General features: G+C 39.0%; 14 protein-coding genes. 2 read left to right on the forward strand and 12 right to left on the reverse strand.

Annotated features, from left to right (window positions below; genetic code table 11):
* Window positions 1-99 precede the first annotated feature (99 nt).
* Complete coding sequence (locus tag BLS16_RS14715; RefSeq protein ID WP_092334437.1) at window positions 100-1,512, forward strand: sigma-54 interaction domain-containing protein; 1,413 nt, start codon at window positions 100-102, stop codon at window positions 1,510-1,512.
* Window positions 1,513-1,604: 92 nt separating this feature from the next.
* Window positions 1,605-2,522 carry a LysR family transcriptional regulator gene (locus tag BLS16_RS14720; RefSeq protein ID WP_092334439.1) on the forward strand — a complete coding sequence of 306 codons (918 nt, stop codon included), beginning with the start codon at window positions 1,605-1,607 and terminating at the stop codon, window positions 2,520-2,522.
* 194 nt (window positions 2,523-2,716) lie between these two features.
* Here BLS16_RS14720 and BLS16_RS14725 read toward each other — a convergent pair whose 3' ends face one another.
* The 12 genes from BLS16_RS14725 to BLS16_RS14780 form a co-directional block, all read right to left on the reverse strand.
* The gene (locus BLS16_RS14725) at window positions 2,717-4,282 is read right to left on the reverse strand and encodes a BCCT family transporter (protein WP_092334441.1); all 1,566 of its coding nucleotides are present in this window, start codon (window positions 4,280-4,282) and stop codon (window positions 2,717-2,719) included.
* Window positions 4,283-5,026: 744 nt separating this feature from the next.
* Complete coding sequence (locus tag BLS16_RS14730; protein WP_092334443.1) at window positions 5,027-6,388, reverse strand: MATE family efflux transporter; 1,362 nt, start codon at window positions 6,386-6,388, stop codon at window positions 5,027-5,029.
* Entirely contained in the window at window positions 6,385-8,685 is a 2,301-nt protein-coding gene (locus tag BLS16_RS14735; RefSeq protein ID WP_092334445.1) for a type IA DNA topoisomerase, read from the reverse strand. Before BLS16_RS14735 ends, BLS16_RS14730 begins: the two co-directional genes overlap by 4 nt.
* Before the next feature lie 202 nt (window positions 8,686-8,887).
* Entirely contained in the window at window positions 8,888-10,603 is a 1,716-nt protein-coding gene (locus tag BLS16_RS14740; protein ID WP_092334447.1) for a methyl-accepting chemotaxis protein, read from the reverse strand.
* Window positions 10,604-10,887: 284 nt separating this feature from the next.
* Complete coding sequence (locus tag BLS16_RS14745) at window positions 10,888-12,147, reverse strand: adenosylhomocysteinase (RefSeq protein WP_092334449.1); 1,260 nt, start codon at window positions 12,145-12,147, stop codon at window positions 10,888-10,890.
* A gap of 204 nt (window positions 12,148-12,351) precedes the next feature.
* Window positions 12,352-13,002 carry a class II aldolase/adducin family protein gene (locus BLS16_RS14750; protein ID WP_092334451.1) on the reverse strand — a complete coding sequence of 217 codons (651 nt, stop codon included), beginning with the start codon at window positions 13,000-13,002 and terminating at the stop codon, window positions 12,352-12,354.
* A gap of 18 nt (window positions 13,003-13,020) precedes the next feature.
* Window positions 13,021-13,722, reverse strand: a complete 702-nt coding sequence (locus BLS16_RS14755; protein WP_092334453.1) for a response regulator transcription factor — start codon at window positions 13,720-13,722, stop codon at window positions 13,021-13,023.
* Window positions 13,723-13,734: 12 nt separating this feature from the next.
* The gene (locus BLS16_RS14760) at window positions 13,735-15,156 is read right to left on the reverse strand and encodes a sensor histidine kinase (RefSeq protein WP_092334455.1); all 1,422 of its coding nucleotides are present in this window, start codon (window positions 15,154-15,156) and stop codon (window positions 13,735-13,737) included.
* A 12-nt stretch (window positions 15,157-15,168) separates the two neighbouring features.
* On the reverse strand, window positions 15,169-15,921 hold the full coding sequence (locus BLS16_RS14765; RefSeq protein ID WP_034598756.1) for an ABC transporter permease: 753 nt from the start codon (window positions 15,919-15,921) through the stop codon (window positions 15,169-15,171).
* A complete protein-coding gene (locus BLS16_RS14770) occupies window positions 15,890-16,633 on the reverse strand; it encodes an ABC transporter ATP-binding protein (RefSeq protein WP_092334457.1) in 744 nt (247 codons plus the stop codon). The genes BLS16_RS14765 and BLS16_RS14770 overlap by 32 nt, the downstream gene beginning before the upstream one ends.
* Window positions 16,634-16,708: 75 nt before the next feature.
* A complete protein-coding gene (locus tag BLS16_RS14775) occupies window positions 16,709-17,971 on the reverse strand; it encodes a hypothetical protein (protein ID WP_092334459.1) in 1,263 nt (420 codons plus the stop codon).
* Between the two features lie 248 nt (window positions 17,972-18,219).
* Entirely contained in the window at window positions 18,220-18,645 is a 426-nt protein-coding gene (locus BLS16_RS14780; RefSeq protein ID WP_092334461.1) for a DUF350 domain-containing protein, read from the reverse strand.
* Window positions 18,646-18,667 lie beyond the last annotated feature (22 nt).

Consider the following 18,667-nt stretch of genomic DNA (forward strand, 5'->3'; position numbering starts at 1 on the left):
CAAACTCTCTTGTACGACATTAGATTATAAATATATATCAATTTTTACTGATACTCAATCAATTTTGCTGTAAACATTGCAAAAAGGGAGTTGTCGAAATTGCTAGATATAAACGAACAAAGTTTGAACAGAGATGATTTTAAAATGATTCTGGACAATTCGTTTGATGAGATCTTTGTCGTTAATAGCAAGGGAATTGTAACCTATGTCAATAAAGTATGTAAGAAGCATTATGGCTTAGATCCTTCTGAGATAATCGGAAAGAATGTTAGCTATTTATTGAGTGAAGGTTATTATTCACCAGCCTTGGCTCCCATAGTTTTTCAAAACAAGCAAACCGTAACCGTTGAGCAACAAACTAAAACTGGAATTAAACTTGTTGTCACTGCCACCCCTGTGATTAACAAGGATGGCGAAGTTGATTTCATCGTTATGAATAGCCGTGATATTACACAACTTGAAGAGTTAAAACAAGATTTAGATAAAACGAAAAAACTTGTTAAACATTACAAAAGCAAAGTCGATGAATTAAGTCAACAAGTCAGCTACTTTAAGGGATACTCCTTTCGAGATGAAAAAATGAAGTTATGCCTGGAAATAGTTAAGAGGGTTGCCTTAGTAAATTCTACAGTTCTTATCTTAGGGGAATCCGGTACCGGAAAAAATGTACTGGCCATGGATATTCATAAAATGAGCGAGCGTAAAGATGGCCCTTTCATCTGTATTAATGGAGCCACTATCCCAGAGCACCTCTTGGAGTCAGAGCTCTTCGGATATTGTCGCGGTGCTTTTACAGGTGCAGATAAGTTCGGGAAAGTAGGATTGGTTGAACTAGCCCATGGTGGCACTTTGTTTCTGGATGAGATCGGTGAAATACCTTTGGGAATTCAAGCAAAATTATTAGAACTTATTCAAGAGCGCAGATTTATTCCCGTTGGCGGCAAAGAGCATAAGAAAATTGATGTAAGGATTGTTGCAGCGACCAATAGAAACCTTGTTCAATTAATCGATGAAGGAAAATTTCGCGAGGACCTGTACTATAGGTTAAGCGTCATCGAAATTGATACTCCCCCTTTGAGAGAAAGAACCAATGATATTATTCCGTTATTAGAGTTTTTTTTGAATAAATATGACTTAATGTATAAATACACTCACAAGTTTGATAAACAAAGTCTTGCTGTGCTTAAAAGTTATACCTGGCCCGGAAATATTAGGGAGATGGAGCATTTGGCCGAACGATTAGTAGTTACGGTTCCCGAAGGATATATTCTACCCGAACATCTACCCAGTAAAATGTTTAAAATACCATCTGCTCATGCTCACTCAAACATTTTGGAAGATGAACTGTCCAACTGGAAAAATCTCAAAAAAACCAGTGATGAAGAGGCTATCATAATCAGATTGTATAATATGCTGGGGAGTTCATACAAAGTTGCAAACACCTTAAATATCAGCCAAAGCAAAGTAACACGTATCGTACGCAACCATAAACAACGTTCTACTCTTAAGTAGACGTTAGATACGAAATAATTTGCCGGCTAATTATTGATATTTAGTTTCATAAGTAGAAACCGAGCTCTTACGCAGCGGAGGTAATTAGGATTATGAGATTAGAACAATTATTTCTTTTAATCGAAGTCGCTAAATACAACTCAATTTCATTGGCAGCTGAGCATGCCTTTATTACCCAACCGGCTGTAAGTTCATCAATCAGTAAACTTGAAGATGAGCTCGGAACACAACTTTTCAGACGAACTCCTCAGGGGGCTTATCCGACTTCAATCGGAGAAATTGTCATTGAAAAAGCTCGCCATATTCTTGATACCATCGAAGAAATCAAACAGATTTCCAACACCTCAGCATTAACAGGCGACCTATCCGTTGGGATTATACCCAGTATGGGAGATAAAATTATTCCTAATGTTCTATATTACTTGAAGGAAAAGCATCCTGGTATTAATATTTCCTTAACAGTTGCTGAATCGATTAACATCCTGCAGAATATTCAATCCGGCAAAAACGACATTGGGATTGTATTACTAACTGAAGAAATAACGGGCAAAGACATTTGTTGTGAAGAATTATTTAAAGATAAATTTTTAATTTATGCTGCCAAAGACTCTCCTCTCGCTCAACAGGATTCGGTTTCTCTAAAGGAAGCACTTGGATATCCCTTTGTTGCTTATAATGACGAATTTACCAAGAATAATGGTGGTATTACAAGCATTCTTAAAAAACACGGTGAACCTAATGTCATTTTTCGATTTTGTAATTTTGAATTGATTAAAAGAGTCGTTTCCCAGGGAATCGCCATCTCCTTCTTCCCCAAATTCATGTCTGTCGATGATATTTATCTGCAGTCAGGAGAGATACTCCCGATACCTATCAGTGACGTTAGTTTAGGCATTACTGTCGGTCTCATAAGATCAACACGCCATGCAGTCTCTCTCGTTGAAAAGGAATTTGTGGAAGCCCTGAAATCCATGTGTGAAACTTCCGCAACTATTTCAAATGGCAACTAATACATAAGAGGTATCTGATTTGTAGAAAGAGCAATCCCAAAGAGGATGGCCGTGATCAGCCATCCTCTTTGGGATAATTTTACCCTTTACCCTCAGTCAACTTCATTATATATTTAACGGCAAAAGGCGGCTTCTGGCTGAAGCCGCCTTTTGCTATTTTCCGAGCTGGGCTTACCGCGACAGCCCTGTTATGATTAGTCTTCTTCCGGATAATCGACAACTTGCACTTTATCTTCTCCGCCGAAATCCTCCTTGAGCCACTTGAGTAGGGACAGCGATAACATGATGATAATAAATATAATGGGTACGCCGGTAGCAACCGATGAAAGCTGAACCACCGGTAATCCGCCCACCTCCATGATAGCTATCCCGATCACAGCCAGGAGTGAACACCAGAAAAGTCTTGTCCAGCGGGGAGATTCCTGATCATTCTTAACCTCTTTGCAAGAAATACTGGAAATAATATAGGCATTGGTATCAATGGTAGTAGCTTGGAAAATAAGCATGACAAATAAGAAATAAGGGATCACTATTACAGCAAGGGGTAAGGTATGCAAAACATAGGAAATCATTGCCCCGGCACCGGCATCTTTCATAATCATATCCAGTGCCACCCCTTGATTAAGCTGAAGATCTACGGCATAGCCGCCGAACACTAAGAAGAACAGTGAACAGCCGATGGATGTTACAACCATCATATTTATAACCACGTTTTTGATGGTTCTCCCCTTGGAGATCCTGGCAACAAATAAGCCGAAATACATAGCCCAAGCAGCCCACCAAGCCCAGTAAAATACTGTCCAGTCTTGGGGGAAACCGGATTTGGTAATCGGATCTGTATATAAACTCATCCGTAAAAAGTTAGTAGCCAAAACCCCTAGGCTGTCAACATAAAAGGATAACAAAAACAAGGTGGGGCCAACGAGCGCAACAAACGCTAATAATCCCATACATAACCAACTATTTAATTCCGACAATTTTTTAATTCCGCTATTGATACCGGAGACAGCACTATAGGTAAATGTTGCCGCAATCACCAGTGTGGTCACGACTTTTACCGTCATAGTATCCGGAATACCCAGATAACCGGCTGCAACAGCCGACATCATAGGTACACACGTTCCTAAGGTTGTTCCTAATCCTCCGACCAGTCCAAGCACAACAAAGATATCGATCGCTCTGCCAAGCCATCCGTCTACCCGGTTACCCAATACTCCCCGGCAAGCATAGCTTGGAGAGAAGTAGGGTTTTTTTCTAACGTAAAGCATGTAGGCAAAGGCGATGGCCCCTGGAACAAAGATAGCCCAGGCCGAAAGCCCCCAGTGAAACATTCCATAGGCAATAGCGAATTGCGCAGCTTGCCCTGAAAATGCCTCATTCCAGTAAGGAGGAAACTTTAGATAATACAGAGGCTCGGCCATGGACCAATAAACTAAACCTGCTCCAACACCGCCGGTGAACATCATCGAAAACCAGCTGAAGTCTGAGAATTCAGGTTTATCATCTGTTCCGCCCAATTTTACATTGCCATATCTGCCGAAAGCCAGCCAAAATGAAAATATTACACAGCCCAAAGCAAATAATAACCATAACCAGTCCATTCTATAGGTTATAGCTTTTAATATGGTTGCAACATAGGGTTGCAGCTCTGTACCATAAATAAGCATTGGGGCATATAACAAAACACATAGAATAGCACTGCCCCAGAAAACAACAGGATTTATACGAGCATATATCCCTTTAGACTTCTCTTGTGACAAGTTATTCACCCTTTCTTGTGATTTAATCTGAGAACCGGGTTTAAGAAGATAAGTCAGTTGATAAAATCCACGTGTCTATCTAGTATGTGTTACAAAAGCAAAATCCTTGGTTATTACCTTCTTGTTATTTTCAGGTCACGTGAAAAACAATCCTATGCTGATGCCCGCTATCATGAAAAATGCGTTATAATACCGTTAAACTTTTTTTATCCTCCATTTCGAATTTTTTAATGGCTTAGTTTGTTATCCCCTCCTTTTCTTACCTAGAAAATCCGAATTTAATCAAAAAACTCTTGACATTCATTAGCTGGTCTTTGAATATTAGATCAGGATCTATACCTCTTCTAACCTCCTTCACAAAATAACTGTCAATCTCTATAAGACATTTGTTTGCAAATTTGCTGCCAACTATCAATAAAATAAATATCCCTATGCGAAATAATTCATAATTGAGTAGTATCCTCTCGGTTAATAGGCTATATAACTTAATAAAAAGAGGGTCTTATTCAATAAAAAAAAGATATTCTCTGATAAATCCACAATTTAGCTTCTTGACTATTCTCAATTATATATAAAATTAAGTCTAATTGACTTTCTCCAAGTCAATTAGACTTAATTTTATTGATCTTCATAATAGTTTTGTCCAATATGTGCTGATAACAGCACCCAACCATCTTTTTAATGGAGTGGATTTCAAAGGAAGCATAACCTTGAGTCAACAAGACTTATACACTTTTCTCTTATCTATTGGTTTACTCTTGTAGCTTTCTGTCTTCTCTGCACAACCAAAAGGCGGCCGAATAAACTGACTGCACTTACTGCCAGACCCAGTATTAGTCCAATCCAATAACCCGATGCACCAAGTGGAGTGTTGTCGGCCATATAATACCCTGCCGGCAAACCAATACCCCAATAAGAAATACATGCCGTGAGAAAGGTAACATTCACATCTTTGTATCCACGTAAAGTTCCTTGAATCGGTGCAGCTATTGCGTCTGATAATTGGAAGAATAAAGCGTAAATGAGAAAATGTTGTGCCATTTTAATGACTTCAGCCTCTTTAGAATACAAAGCTGCTACTTCTTTGCTAAAAAGCAGTAGTATAGAAGCACAAATGCAAGCCATTCCAATAGACATACCCATACCCAGATAGCTATAATGCCGAGCATCCTTCAGCCTATTAGCACCTACTTCAAAACCGACCACAATAGTTAGGGCAGAAGAAATGCTCAATGGTACCATATAAAGCATAGTAGCAAAATTCATAGCTACCTGATGCGCAGCAATAGTAACAGTATTGAACGTGCTCATTAGTAAGGCAACAACTGCAAAAATACTGGTCTCTACAAAAATTGCAAATCCTATGGGTAAACCAATCTTTAATTGTCCTTTCCATTCTTTCAGCGATATTCGATAAACATGCTTAAACACTTGATATGAAGAGAATAATTTATGATGCGAAATCACGATCAATGCTATAAAAGCCATACAATAATAGGTAAGAGTGGACGCCACGCCTGCACCAACACCACCTAAGGCAGGAAAACCAATTTTACCAAAAATAAGAATATAATTTAGTAATACATTAAGTGGCAATGATACGACAGCAATCATCATTGTTATTCTCGTTTTCCCAAGGGCATCAATAAATGCACGTAAAACTTGATAGGTAAACAATGCTGGGATTCCATAGGCAAGTGCTAATAGGTAATCTCGGGATATTCGAAGTACGCTATTTTCCAAACCCATCAGTAAAAGAATTGAGTCTAAAGCAATAGCTCCTCCCCCAATAACAAGTATTGCAATAAAGAGGGCTAAATAAATTCCTTGCACGACTTTAAAGGAAACTTCTTCCTCTCGTTTCGCCCCAATTAATTGGGCAACAATGGGAGTAACAGCTACGAAAATCCCCCCAAAACCGGCACCTATGGGAACCCATATACTTGAACCGATGGCTACCCCAGCCAGGTCTGGAGTACTTGCATGTCCAGACATAATCGTGTCGAAAAAATTCATGGAGAACATAGTGATTTGAGCAACTAATATCGGCCATAGAATTGAAAACAACTGTTTAATCTTTTGCAGCATTGTAAATGTTTGTTTCATGAATTCTCAATCTCAAATTTTAATTTTGCCTCAAGTTGATCTTCCCATATCAAGTAGGCCGCGAAAGTTTTCCCCGATTTAGATTTAAAGCCTTTAATCAAGGGGGTTTTCCCCTTTTTCAATAAGCTTTTGACTTGATTTACTGTCAGTACTTTACCACAAATAGGTGTTTTCCATAAAACAAAATGGCAGCCTTCTCTCCAGTTTGAACATCCAAATCCCTTCTGACCTTCGATTATTTCCCCGCCGCACTTTGGACAGTTTCCCAATCCTTTTATCTGACTCTCCTCTACTGTTATTGTTTTATCTTTCTTTCCCGATTCCTTTACTTCCTTGGAAGTGCCTTTACTTTTTTTTATGTTCTTTGAGGATGGGGCAAGAGCTAAAGGGGTTTTACCATGTCTTTGTTCAAAGGAACGCAGCTCTTGAAGAATTCGTACAATGGCCTCTTCTACTTCTGTCATGTAATGTTCAATTGTGAGTTCTCCTCTTTCAACTTTTGACAGGTCAAACTCCATTTGTCCTGTCATTTCCGCACTAATAAGGAGCTGTGCTTGAGGTAGCTTTTCCTTAATCACTTTAATCAATTCCATGCCTTTTTCAGAGGGTCTTAAGATCTTGTGATCCTGCAGGATATATCCCCGATCAATTAGGCTTTCAATAATAGCTGGTCGAGTTGCTACTGTACCCAGTCCTTTTCCTTTAAGTTGCTGGCGAAGTATTTCATCATCAATCTGTTTTCCAGCACCCTCCATAGCTTTAAGAAGATCACCTTGAGTGAAGCGTTTCGGTGGTTTTGTACTTTTTTCTTCAATAAAAACATGTTTCGCCTGTACGTCCTCTCCATTGCTCAGAGGGGGCAAGGCTACACTTTCATCCTCTGTCTGATCTTTTTTGAGCTTTTTCTTACTTTTTCCTTCACTCTCTTCATTAATCTCACCTGAACCATATACTTTTTTCCACCCTAGGCTCAACAATACTTTTCCTTTCGTGCGAAAGGCCTCCTCTTCAACCATAGTAAGTACATCAGTTTGATGGTACTGAGCAGGAGGAAACCAAACTGCCAGAAAACGCCGAATGATTAAGTCATATAGATTCTGTTCGTCGCGATTGAGCCTATCTAGGGCAATTTTTTCAGTTGTCGGGATAATGGCATGGTGGGCAGTGATTGTATTAATTACTCTTTTTCCCTTAGGTAATCCAAACTGAGCTGCCTCATCAACTAAATTCGTATAAGGTTCTTGGCGAGTCGCTCTAAGATGATCTGGCAGTTTTGGTAAAATGTCTGGGGATAAATAAGCACAATCCGTACGCGGATAAGTTATAGCCTTTTTTTCATAGAGTGACTGAGCTAACTGCAGTACTTTCTCGGCACTATACCCGTATTTTTTAGAAGCTGCAATTGATAATGAGGTCAAATCAAATAGCAGGGGGGCCGGCTCCTGTATATCTTTCTGCTCAATTTTAAGGATTTTCCCTTGCTTACCTAGGGTTTTGGCAACAATAGTCTCTGCAACCTGAGGATCTGTTATCCGCTTTGAGTCATCTCTTAGGTCAAACCACTTACCTGGATATCCCCCTTGCAAAGTTGTGAACTCTGCCTTGACCTCAAAGAATTGCTGAGTAACAAATTGTTCGATTTCCCACTCCCGCTCTACGATTAAGGCTAAGGTCGGTGTCTGTACTCGACCTATTGAAATAACATTGGGTTTTTTGCGTTCTGCATCGAAGCTACCAAATAAGGAGCTAAATCCTTCTGTCAAATTCATTCCGAAATCCCAATCTGCGTAGGCCCGTCCATTCCCGGCTGCAGCTAATCCTGCCATTGACTCACCTGGGCGGAGAGATTTTAAACCCTCTAAAATTGCTGCGTTGGTCAAAGAGGAAATCCAGAGCCGAGACAAAGGCTTGTTGCACTTTGAGGCATCCCAGACCTCCTGAAAAAGCAACTGTCCTTCCCGATCGGCGTCAGTTCCACAAATAACCTCACCAATGTCCGCAGACTTTAACCATTGTTGAATTACTTTAAATTGCTTTTCTGCCCCGGATTTAACAACCCGCCGAAAATCCCTAAGGTTAGGTAATACTGGCAATCTCTTTAAACTCCAACGTTTCCCGACTCTATCTAAATCCATATAAGCTTCCGGACGCTCTAGCTCTAATAGGTGGCCATAGCACCAGGTTATCACATAGCTTTCATTCTCTAAGTACCCATCGCCTCGCTTTTTTACGCCTAAGGCGGCAGCATATTCACGAGCTTGGGAAGGCTTTTCTGCAATAATAAGTTTTCTAATCATCTCGATCCTCTCTTTATCAATGAACCTATGTCCAGGGAATTGAGCTTATTATATCTTACCACAGATTAGGTCTATAAGGGTCAATTGGAACTACCCTCTTAAGGCATTCTACTATTATTGTTCGTTTATTATAGTTAAAGTTTAATTAACAAAAAAAGAACACCGACATGGTGTCCTTTTTTACTGCATTAGTTTCCCATTGCTAAATACGAAACTTTTCAACAGCGTATCGAAGCTCTTCAGCTAAATTCGCTAAGCTCTTACTGTTGTCCGTGATTTGATCCATGGCTGCAGTCTGTTCCTGAATAGCTGCACTTACACTTAAAGTTTGATTAGATGTTTCCTTATTTAATTCATCAATTGATAAAACAGATGAAACGATATATTGACTTCCACTTGCCATTTGTTGTACCACTGCTGCTATTTGGTTTACTTGATCGGAGACTTCATTGATCAACCCTACAATATTCCCAAAGGCTTTGCCTGCAGTATTAACTACTTCCACACCATCTGCAACACTGCGTACAGCGCTTTCCATTGCTAAGCTAGCGTCCTTAATATTTTCTTTATTTTCTTTAACCGTTGAAACAATATTAACTGCTGAATCTCTTGATAGTTCTGCAAGCTTTCGCACTTCCTCTGCTACAACTGCAAAACCTCGCCCATTCTCTCCTGCTCGGGCAGCTTCGATAGCCGCGTTCAAAGCTAGTAGGTTTGTCTGCGATGAGATATTAGCAATAATATCAATGAATTCTGTGATATTATCAAAACCAGACTCTAATTTCTGAATTGCATTCTGAACAAGCTCAGTTGAACTACCAACTATGCTCATTTGTTCTACAGCATGAGCAATCGTTTGATTACCTGCTTGGGCAATCTGAACTGTCTTGTTCGCAGTATTGGCAACTATATTACCACTCGAAGCAACTTCTTCAATACTAGCCGAAAGTTCTTCAATCGTCCCAGATGTATCAGACAGTGCCTTGACTTGCTGTTCTGAGCCATTTGCCACTTCAGAAATTGCCCGGCTTATTTGATTTGAAACTTGAGTATTTTGATCCATTGTAGCGACAATTTCCTGAGATGCCGCCGTAAGCTGCTCTGCAGAGTCAGATATTTGAGTTACCAACCCCCTCAAATTAGCAGTCATAATATCAAAGGACCTTGCGAGTATTCCTACTTCATCCTCTGTTGAAATATTAAGTTCAACATTTAAGTTTCCTTGAGCGACCTTTTCAACACTCTCTGAAATTCTTTTCAATGGCTGTACTATCATTCTCGTGATTAAAATCCCGATTAATACTGCAAGCAGTGTTGCCAATGCCGGCAAAAGAATTAGCATCGACTGAGCACTATTAATCATCCTGTTATCGTTAGTAACTTCTGATTTTGCTTCTTCGATATTATAATTTCCGATTTCGCGCAACAGAGTCTGAAAATCTTCTTGCGCTGAAAAACCCATTTTGTAGTAGTATTCCATTGCTTCATTCCTTTTGCCCTTTTGTTCATAATCCAAGGTTGTTTCAATAACTTGCTTCAAAATTTTGAACTGCTCATTGGCCTTTGATAATCTTTCCAGTTCATAACTCGTTGATGCTAAGGGTGTATAACTTATAAGGAATTTCTCAATTGAGTTTTCACGCACAGTTATTTGATCTAATTGTTGCTGATAAGTTGCCTTGTCGAGTGTATAAGAGGTTATTGCCAAAACTGCTGATTTAAGTGCATTACTATCTGATCGTGCTTGATTAATATCCCGTATTGGTATTAACTCGTTGTCATATAAACTATTAAGGGAGGTACTCGCTTTTTGAAAATAGAAATAACCGATATAGCCTACTCCACCTAGGGAAACTACCATTATGGATATAATGATTCCAATTTTAAATGCTGTTTTTCTATTAAGAATCCAATTCAAAGTTATTCCTCCTTTTACTGGTTACCTCAGAGCAGCCGGCTTTAAGTTTGGTGCTTGTGATTTTTTTAACTTCGGTGTTAAATTCGAAATTCCTTTATGGATTCCATCACATTTTCTTATGGATAGCACGAAATTTTGGTGATAATAAGGAAATTAAGCATATGAGCAATGCGTTAATTTTTACAATAGCAAAAGGCGCATGATCAAAACCACTGATCATGCGCCTTTTTAATTACAACAATTAAGTTTTAATATCTCAAAGAAAACAAATTGGAGAAGTAATATTATGCTTCAGCACTCCAAGACCCTAGATAAGCTTCCTGTTCCTTAGTCAATTTATCTATTGATAAACCAAGGGACTGTAGTTTTATCATTGCTACTCGCTCATCGATTTCTGTATTGACCTGATAGACTTGAGGAGATAATTTATCATAATTTAAAGCAACATATTCTAGCGATAGTGCCTGTAAGGCAAAGGTCATATCCATTACTTCGGCAGGATGACCATCCCCGGCAGCCAGATTAACCAAGCGGCCCTCAGCTAAAACATACAATAGATGACCATTAGGAAGAGCATACTCTGTAATGTTCGTTCTTGCTGCCCTTTCTGAAACAGCGATTTCTTTCAGTTGAGCAACGTTTACTTCTACATCAAAATGTCCGGCATTGCACATAATTGCACCGGATTTCATTAAATGAAAGTGCTCCTTATTAATCACATTCATATTGCCTGTAACAGTGATGAAGAAATCTCCATACTTTGCTGCTTCAGCCATGGGCATCACATCGAAGCCATCCATCAGAGCCTCATTAGCTTTGATAGGATTAATTTCGCAGATGATCACCTTCGCTCCTAATCCTTTGGCCCGCAGAGCCACGCCTTTTCCACACCAACCGTAACCAGCAACTACTGCAGTCTTACCGGCAACAACCAAATTAGTCGTTCTCATGATTCCATCCCACACAGATTGACCGGTACCATATCTATTATCAAACAAAAACTTACATTGAGCGTCATTCACAGCTATCATCGGAAACTTTAGAACACCATCACGGGCCATTGAATGCAAGCGCAACACACCTGTCGTAGTTTCCTCAGCTCCGCCTTTAACATTCTTAAGGAGCTCAGGACGAGTGGTATGAATTGTAGAGACTAAATCTCCTCCGTCATCAATAATAAAATCTGGTTCAGTATCAAGGGCTAGTTGTAGATGAGCATTATACTCCTCATCTGAAGCATTATACCAGGCATGAGCTCCGATTCCACTCGCAACAAGAGCGGCTACTACATCATCTTGAGTTGAAAGAGGATTACTGGCAACTACAGTTACCTCGGCTCCCCCAGCTTTGATAACTTGAGCCAAATAAGCGGTCTTAGCTTCCAAATGCAGGCAGATAACTACTTTTTTACCGGCAAAAGGCTGTTCCTTCTCGAACTCCTCACGAACTTTATTAAGAACTTGCATTCGAGGGATAACCCAATCAATTTTGCGTCTTCCTTCTGAAGCTAAGGATAAATCTCGAATTGTAAATTTGACATCCATTTGTAAAAACCTTCTTTCGTAATGCTCAATATTTTGATTTGGGATCAGAATTCAATCTTTAAACTGACCACCGCAACGTCAACGTAATACAATCTATTGAGATTTATTATATGCTGTTAAAGCAAATATGTGTTGTCCTACTGATTATACTCTAAAAGGGTGCTCGTCTTCAAACTGTTACCGTGCTAAGATAAATCTTCAATCTCAGCCCTGGCTATAAACCTCCAAGTAAAATTTCCTCATCCCGTCGATATCCTCTTGCGGCAATTCAACCACTCCCCCCATCATCTGGGCAAGAAGAACGATTTGGGCTGATTTTTCTACAATTTGGCAGACTTTTAGAGCTTCATCCAGATTACGCCCAACACCAAGCATACCGTGATTTGCCAGCAATACAGCATAACGCCCTTCTAGAGCTTTCACTGTGTTAATCCCTAACTGTTCTGTTCCTGGTAAAGCATAGTTATTGACCCGTACATTACCACCCGCAATTTGGACTAAATCCTCAACCGCTCCGGGGATTTCTTTTCTGGCCACTGCCATGGCAGTGGCGTAGGCACTGTGGGTATGTATTATTGCCTCAACATCCTGGCGAGCTTTATAAATTGATAAATGCAAAGGTACTTCGACGGAAGGTTTTCGATTCCCACTCACAATATTTCCGTCCAAGTCCAATACTACTATATCCTCAGGCTCTAGGGTGTTGTAACTCATTCCTGACGGAGTTATTGCTATACAATTCTCACCCGTAATTCGACAACTAATATTCCCCCAAGTTCCGATGGTAAGATTTGCAGCAAGTATTTCTTTCCCCTTCTCGACGACTTTTTTGCGGGCAGCCAATTGTTGATCCATTTTGTCCTCCTTAACAACTTATACTCTAAACCTATACCCTGCTCCCCATACTGTTTCAATATATTGTGGATTCGATAAATCGCTCTCAATCTTTTCACGAATTCTAGCAATGTGAACAGTGACTGTGGCAGAATCCCCCAAAGCATCCAATCCCCATACTCGCTCAAACAGTTCTTCACGCCCAAATACTCTGTTTGGATTTTGGGCCATATACAATAATAAGGCATATTCTTTCTGGGCTAGATTTACTTCCTTACCCATCACGAAAACTCTATGAGAGTCTATATCAATTTTAAGGCCACGAATTGACAAGGCATTGGTTTTTCTTGCCCCTTCACTAAATCTAAGCTTCAATCTTTCATAGTTTTCCAAATGAGCTTTTACTCTCGCCACTAATTCGCCGGGGCTAAATGGTTTTGTTATATAATCATCTGCCCCTAAGCTTAAACCTTTAATCTTGTCGATTTCTTCTTTTTTTGCAGAGACTAAAAGAACGGGGACATCTTTATCATCTTTCAAATTACGTAATATTTCTAACCCATCCATTCCGGGTAGCATTATATCTAAAATAAGCAGATCAACTTTATTATCTTGAAAGGCCTTTAACCCATCCATCCCATTGTTATAAACATTAACTTCAAATCCAGCAACCTCAAGATAATCCTTTTGCAACTCAGCAATACTTTGGTCATCCTCAACGATTAAAATCTTCTTTTTCATTTCTTTCCCCCATCATGACTTACTCAGTGAGATCATGATACTAGTCCCTTCTTTTCCATGACTGACGGCCCATACTCTACCATTATGCCCTTCAATAATCTGCTTGGCAATAGCCAGCCCTAAACCGCTGCCTTTGCTGCGTGCTGCATCTGATCGATAAAATCGATCAAAAATATGAGGTAAATCTTGCTCCTTAATCCCTGATCCGTTATCACGCAGCTCGATAATTATACTTGATATGGTATCTCGAAGAAAAACTGAGATTTCACCCTGACCAGGGCTCATGTATTTGCAAGAGTTATCCAAAATGTTCATAATGACACGTCTCATTCGTTCACGATCTATTAACACGTGTTGTTGCTGATTCAATTCATTAGAAAAAGAAACTTTGATATTGTTACGTTCTAACTCGGGTTCATTTTCTAAAATACAAGACTGGAGATAATCTACAATATCTATTCTTTCAAAATCAAAAGGAATTTGGTTTAAATCTAACTTAGCATAGAGGAGGAGATCATCAATCATTTGATCAATTTGATGTGCTTTTAAGGCAATAGTTTTTAAGTAGCGCTCAATCTTCTCTGGATTACTTGCTATTCCGTCTAAAATCCCTTCTACATATCCTTTTATCGATGTTACAGGCGTTTTTAAGTCATGCGAAATACTCGAAACCAGCAGTTTACGATTATCTTCATACTTTAATTGAGTGTGAACTGAGTCTTTAAGTTTAATACGCATGAGTTCTAAATCACGGCATAATGCCTGTATCTCCTTATCCCCTTCCTCTCCAATCGAGTAATCTAGATTCCCCTTGGAAATTTCCGCTGCAGCGCTTTGCAAGGTGTGGAGAGGATTAATAATGCTTCGAGAAAATTGATAGAGAACGATAATATTTGTGAACACAAAGGTCAGAATAAATGATACAACCAGCAATAATAGTAAACTGTTCATACTATTCTCATGATCTACAGGCAGAAGCAACAAAGCAACTCCTAAAGATCCATCTTTGTAATTAATATCAACCTTCTGAACTGAATAAGAGGTATTATCAATACTTAAATGTTCACTTTTTCCAGCGATGTCGCTTACTTCTAGAGCTTTGGCCACCTCAATTTTCGAAAAACTCCTGGATGAAAATTTAATGTCATCATCCTTTATTAAAAGCAACTCGCCATGTATTGCTTGAAGTTGCTCTAACAAGTATTTCTGATAACTTATTTCATCGAAGACCTCAGGTGTTCTCCTCCAAGTACTAGTTTCACTTATTAACTCGAACTTAAGCATTGACTGCTTTTGCTGGTGCTCATAAGAAAAACCAATTCCGAATAATTTGCCAAATACAAAAAAAACAGCCAACGCAATAATAACAGTAGTAATCATTGGGATCACTACTGTCGATGCATTAGCTAAAATTAAACGTGTTTTAAGCTTCATGACGTCGTCACCTTAGAATTCTTTTTTATCAAAGATATAGAAACCTGCCGAGAACAACATAATTCCAGATCCCAGCATTATTAGAAACTGACGGGCGATCTTAGCAAGAGGAAATGAATTAACCAAAAATAGATTATACCAATCAAGTTGGGTAGTCAAGAATAAACTAGAATACTGGGAAAAGAGTAACCCCAGTACCTTAAACGCGAGAAAGATTAAGATTGATATGAAAAATACGGCAATTCCACTCCTAAAGATATTCGCTAAGAGAACAATTCCTAAGGCTAAAACTGTCATGGGAAGAATACTAACCAGGTAGGAAAAGACTGTTCTCCCCAAAGAATCAAAGGACGCTGAATTGGCATTGAATATAAATCCTGCAAGCATTGAAAAAACAAGCAGAAGAAGAAGCGCTCCCAAGATAAATAAGACTATTGATGTAATCTTAGCTGTATAGATCTTAAACCTACTGATAGGTCGAGTAAGAGTAATGCGCATACTGTTTTGGCTAAACTCTCCCGAAAAACTGTCAATTGTTACCAATGCTGTAAACAAGGGCAATATGGTGTTCACTACTACAGACAAAACGAGCATAGGAAATTCTACACTTCCCGTTCCTCTAAGTCCAAATCCACTTCTTACTCCCACAATCACCAACTGTCCGATAACAATTACGGCAAGAGACAGCAAAATGGCAACTAATACTTTTTTCTTTCTGTAGAGCTTCTCAATTTCATTTAGAAGCGCTGCTTGAAACACGGCCATTTCTCTCTACCTCACTTACAAAGTAATTTTCAAGTGTCGCATAGTTCTTTAAAATCGCATCAGTATTTTCGACATTTAGTATTCTTCCATTGTAGATTACACCGATTCGGTTACAGGTTAACTCCACATCGTGAATTAAGTGACTGGAAATAAAAAATGTCGTTTGTTCCTTTTCCGCTAAGCTCTGAATCATTTTACGAATATCAATCATTCCCTCGACATCAAGCCCATTTAGAGGCTCATCAAGAATAACAACCTTTGGTCTCGATAATACGGCGGCAGCCAGACCTAAGCGTTGCTTCATCCCTAAAGAGAATTTTTTCGTCTTTTCATGTTTAAATTTGTACATGCCGGTTAGTTCTAAGACCTCATCAATTCTTTTATTATCTACATCGGGATAATAACGAGCTATTTGTTTCAGATTTTCAAAGGCACTTAAGAATTGGTAAGACTCTGCAATTTCAATCAAACATCCCACCTTGGCCATAGCTTTTTCATACTCTTCTATGACACTATGACCCATGATTTTTACATCCCCATTTTCCGGTCGAATCAGTCCAGTCATGATTTTCATGGCCGTTGTTTTTCCGGCACCATTGGGCCCAAGAAATCCAAAGATATCCCCTTTATAAATATCCAGATTTAAATCGTATATTCCACGACCATTTCCGTATGTTTTCGTCAAGTTTATAATCTCAATAACCTTTTCCATGTCTGACCTCCATCATGAGAAGCTAAGGCGACTGCCGAGAAGTATCCCGGCAGTCCTCAGCTAGCGCTTATATTGTTAATCTAAATCTGGGCTAAACGAGGCATCAAACATTAATCCTCCAGCATATGGCGAATTCATATTGTGGATATTAAAGTTTACTTTCCCATCATACTCACTAAAATAAATGTTGCCTCGTACTTTTTCACCGGATTTGGTGGTACTCTCAAAGTCTGCATTTCCTCGTTGATCCTTCTCAATTTGAGCAGCAAAGGTTAGCTCACTGAAATCGGAGGCATAATTTTCAAATCCTTGCTTGAATGTCTCGGAATATCGACCCGCAACATTTTTATTATCCATCTTAGTGATGTCAAGGGTCCTTTCACCAACTTTAACGAACTTTCCGTCTTTCTCAATCACGATATCATTTTTGAACTTACCGATAAACTTCTCTGGATTGGAGATCTCAGAATCGGAATAATCTTTGGCAACGTTCTTGATTACTTTCTTTCCTTCAAGATTTGGTTTCGAAACCTCAGTGGAGTTAATATCTTTAACTTTAATTAGGGCCTCGATCGAAATCTCATGAACTGTTCCCTGTTCATCTTTACCTGATAATATTGCAGTACCTAGAATACTCTCCATTACTCCATCAGGGTTTACCTTAGCTGATCCTGTTACTTCTTTAACAAAGACATCCTTTGTTAAATGTGGCATGCTACTTCCTTGATTGCCATTGCCGTTAAACTCTTGCTTTAACTGAAATGATGCTACAGCATTGATTAAGGACGGAATTTGTACTTCAGTAAGAGAACCGGTTAAAGTTTTACTTCCATCTGAATTTTCCGCGACTACAACATGATCTTTTAGACTGCCTACGAGAGCGTCAGCAATTTTTTCGAGATCTTCAGCTTCTTCCTCTTTAAACGGATTACTAAAAATTTCTTCTTTTCTTTCCTTGGTATATTCAGTTATGTAATAAGTTTGATCACCGGCAGATGTATGAATAACAGTGGTTTTATCCGAATAGCTTTGGGAGGAACTCTTATCTCCGTTAAGACTCAAGCCTGTTGATATACTTTCAGAAGCACTTTTCTTTCTATCGAACTTCCCTATTTCGTTATTATTCATGATCGTTTTTCCATTATCCTTGAGAGCCATAGAAAAGTCCAAAGTGAAGCTGTCATATTTCTCACTGGTTTGCTCCGCTGTTAGTTTAATGGAGTCCTTAAGTTCCTCGTATCCGCTTTTACTTGTAATATCAGCTAGAGCCGTTGTGGCTAACAACAGAGTACCTACTGTAAAACTTACAAGCGTTGCTGTTTTCTTCTTAAATTTCATCCATGCCAACTCCTTATATTTTGTAGATCCTAACTATAGTTTAAACCAGTAGTCTTGAATTTCCCTAAACAGTCTATAAACAAATTATAAACTATTTTTCTCAATTTCAGCCACAAACAAAATTAGGATTCCAGTCGGCATACTTATTCCGACGTTGGAATCCACATTAGTTATGATCATATGGCGCTATTAATCGATTCTTAGTCAATCAATTAAGTGACTATTGACTATTGACTATTGACTAAGAACTAATAACTAATTAATGAAGCCATCAAAATTCCAGTCGCAACACTTAAACAAAAGGAGAAAATACCTACTGCAATATTCCCATTAGGAATTTCCTGCCGCACTTTTATAGCAGGCGTTAATAGTTCAAACAACCAATACACTATGATTAGAGAAATAGTTCCGGTCATTGTCCAAACAATCATGTCCCAGAGATCGATTGAGTGGTAAATGGCAGAGGCAAGCAAGATTGCTGTTCCTAATACTTTACCGCCAAGATCAAAGGCCACAGCTTTTGCTGCTGACACTTTACGTAGGTTATCCAAATCATCCCCATCAGCAAGGATTTTAAATTCTTTATAGGGTGTAGTTACCGAAAACAGAGCCATCGAGATAATCATTAAGGGAATCGTTACACCTAAATACATTAAAAAATTCATTAAATACATGTATATTCCCACCTCAACCTTT

The sequence above is a fragment of the Desulfosporosinus hippei DSM 8344 genome (genome assembly GCF_900100785.1).
GTDB classification, from domain to species: domain Bacteria; phylum Bacillota; class Desulfitobacteriia; order Desulfitobacteriales; family Desulfitobacteriaceae; genus Desulfosporosinus; species Desulfosporosinus hippei.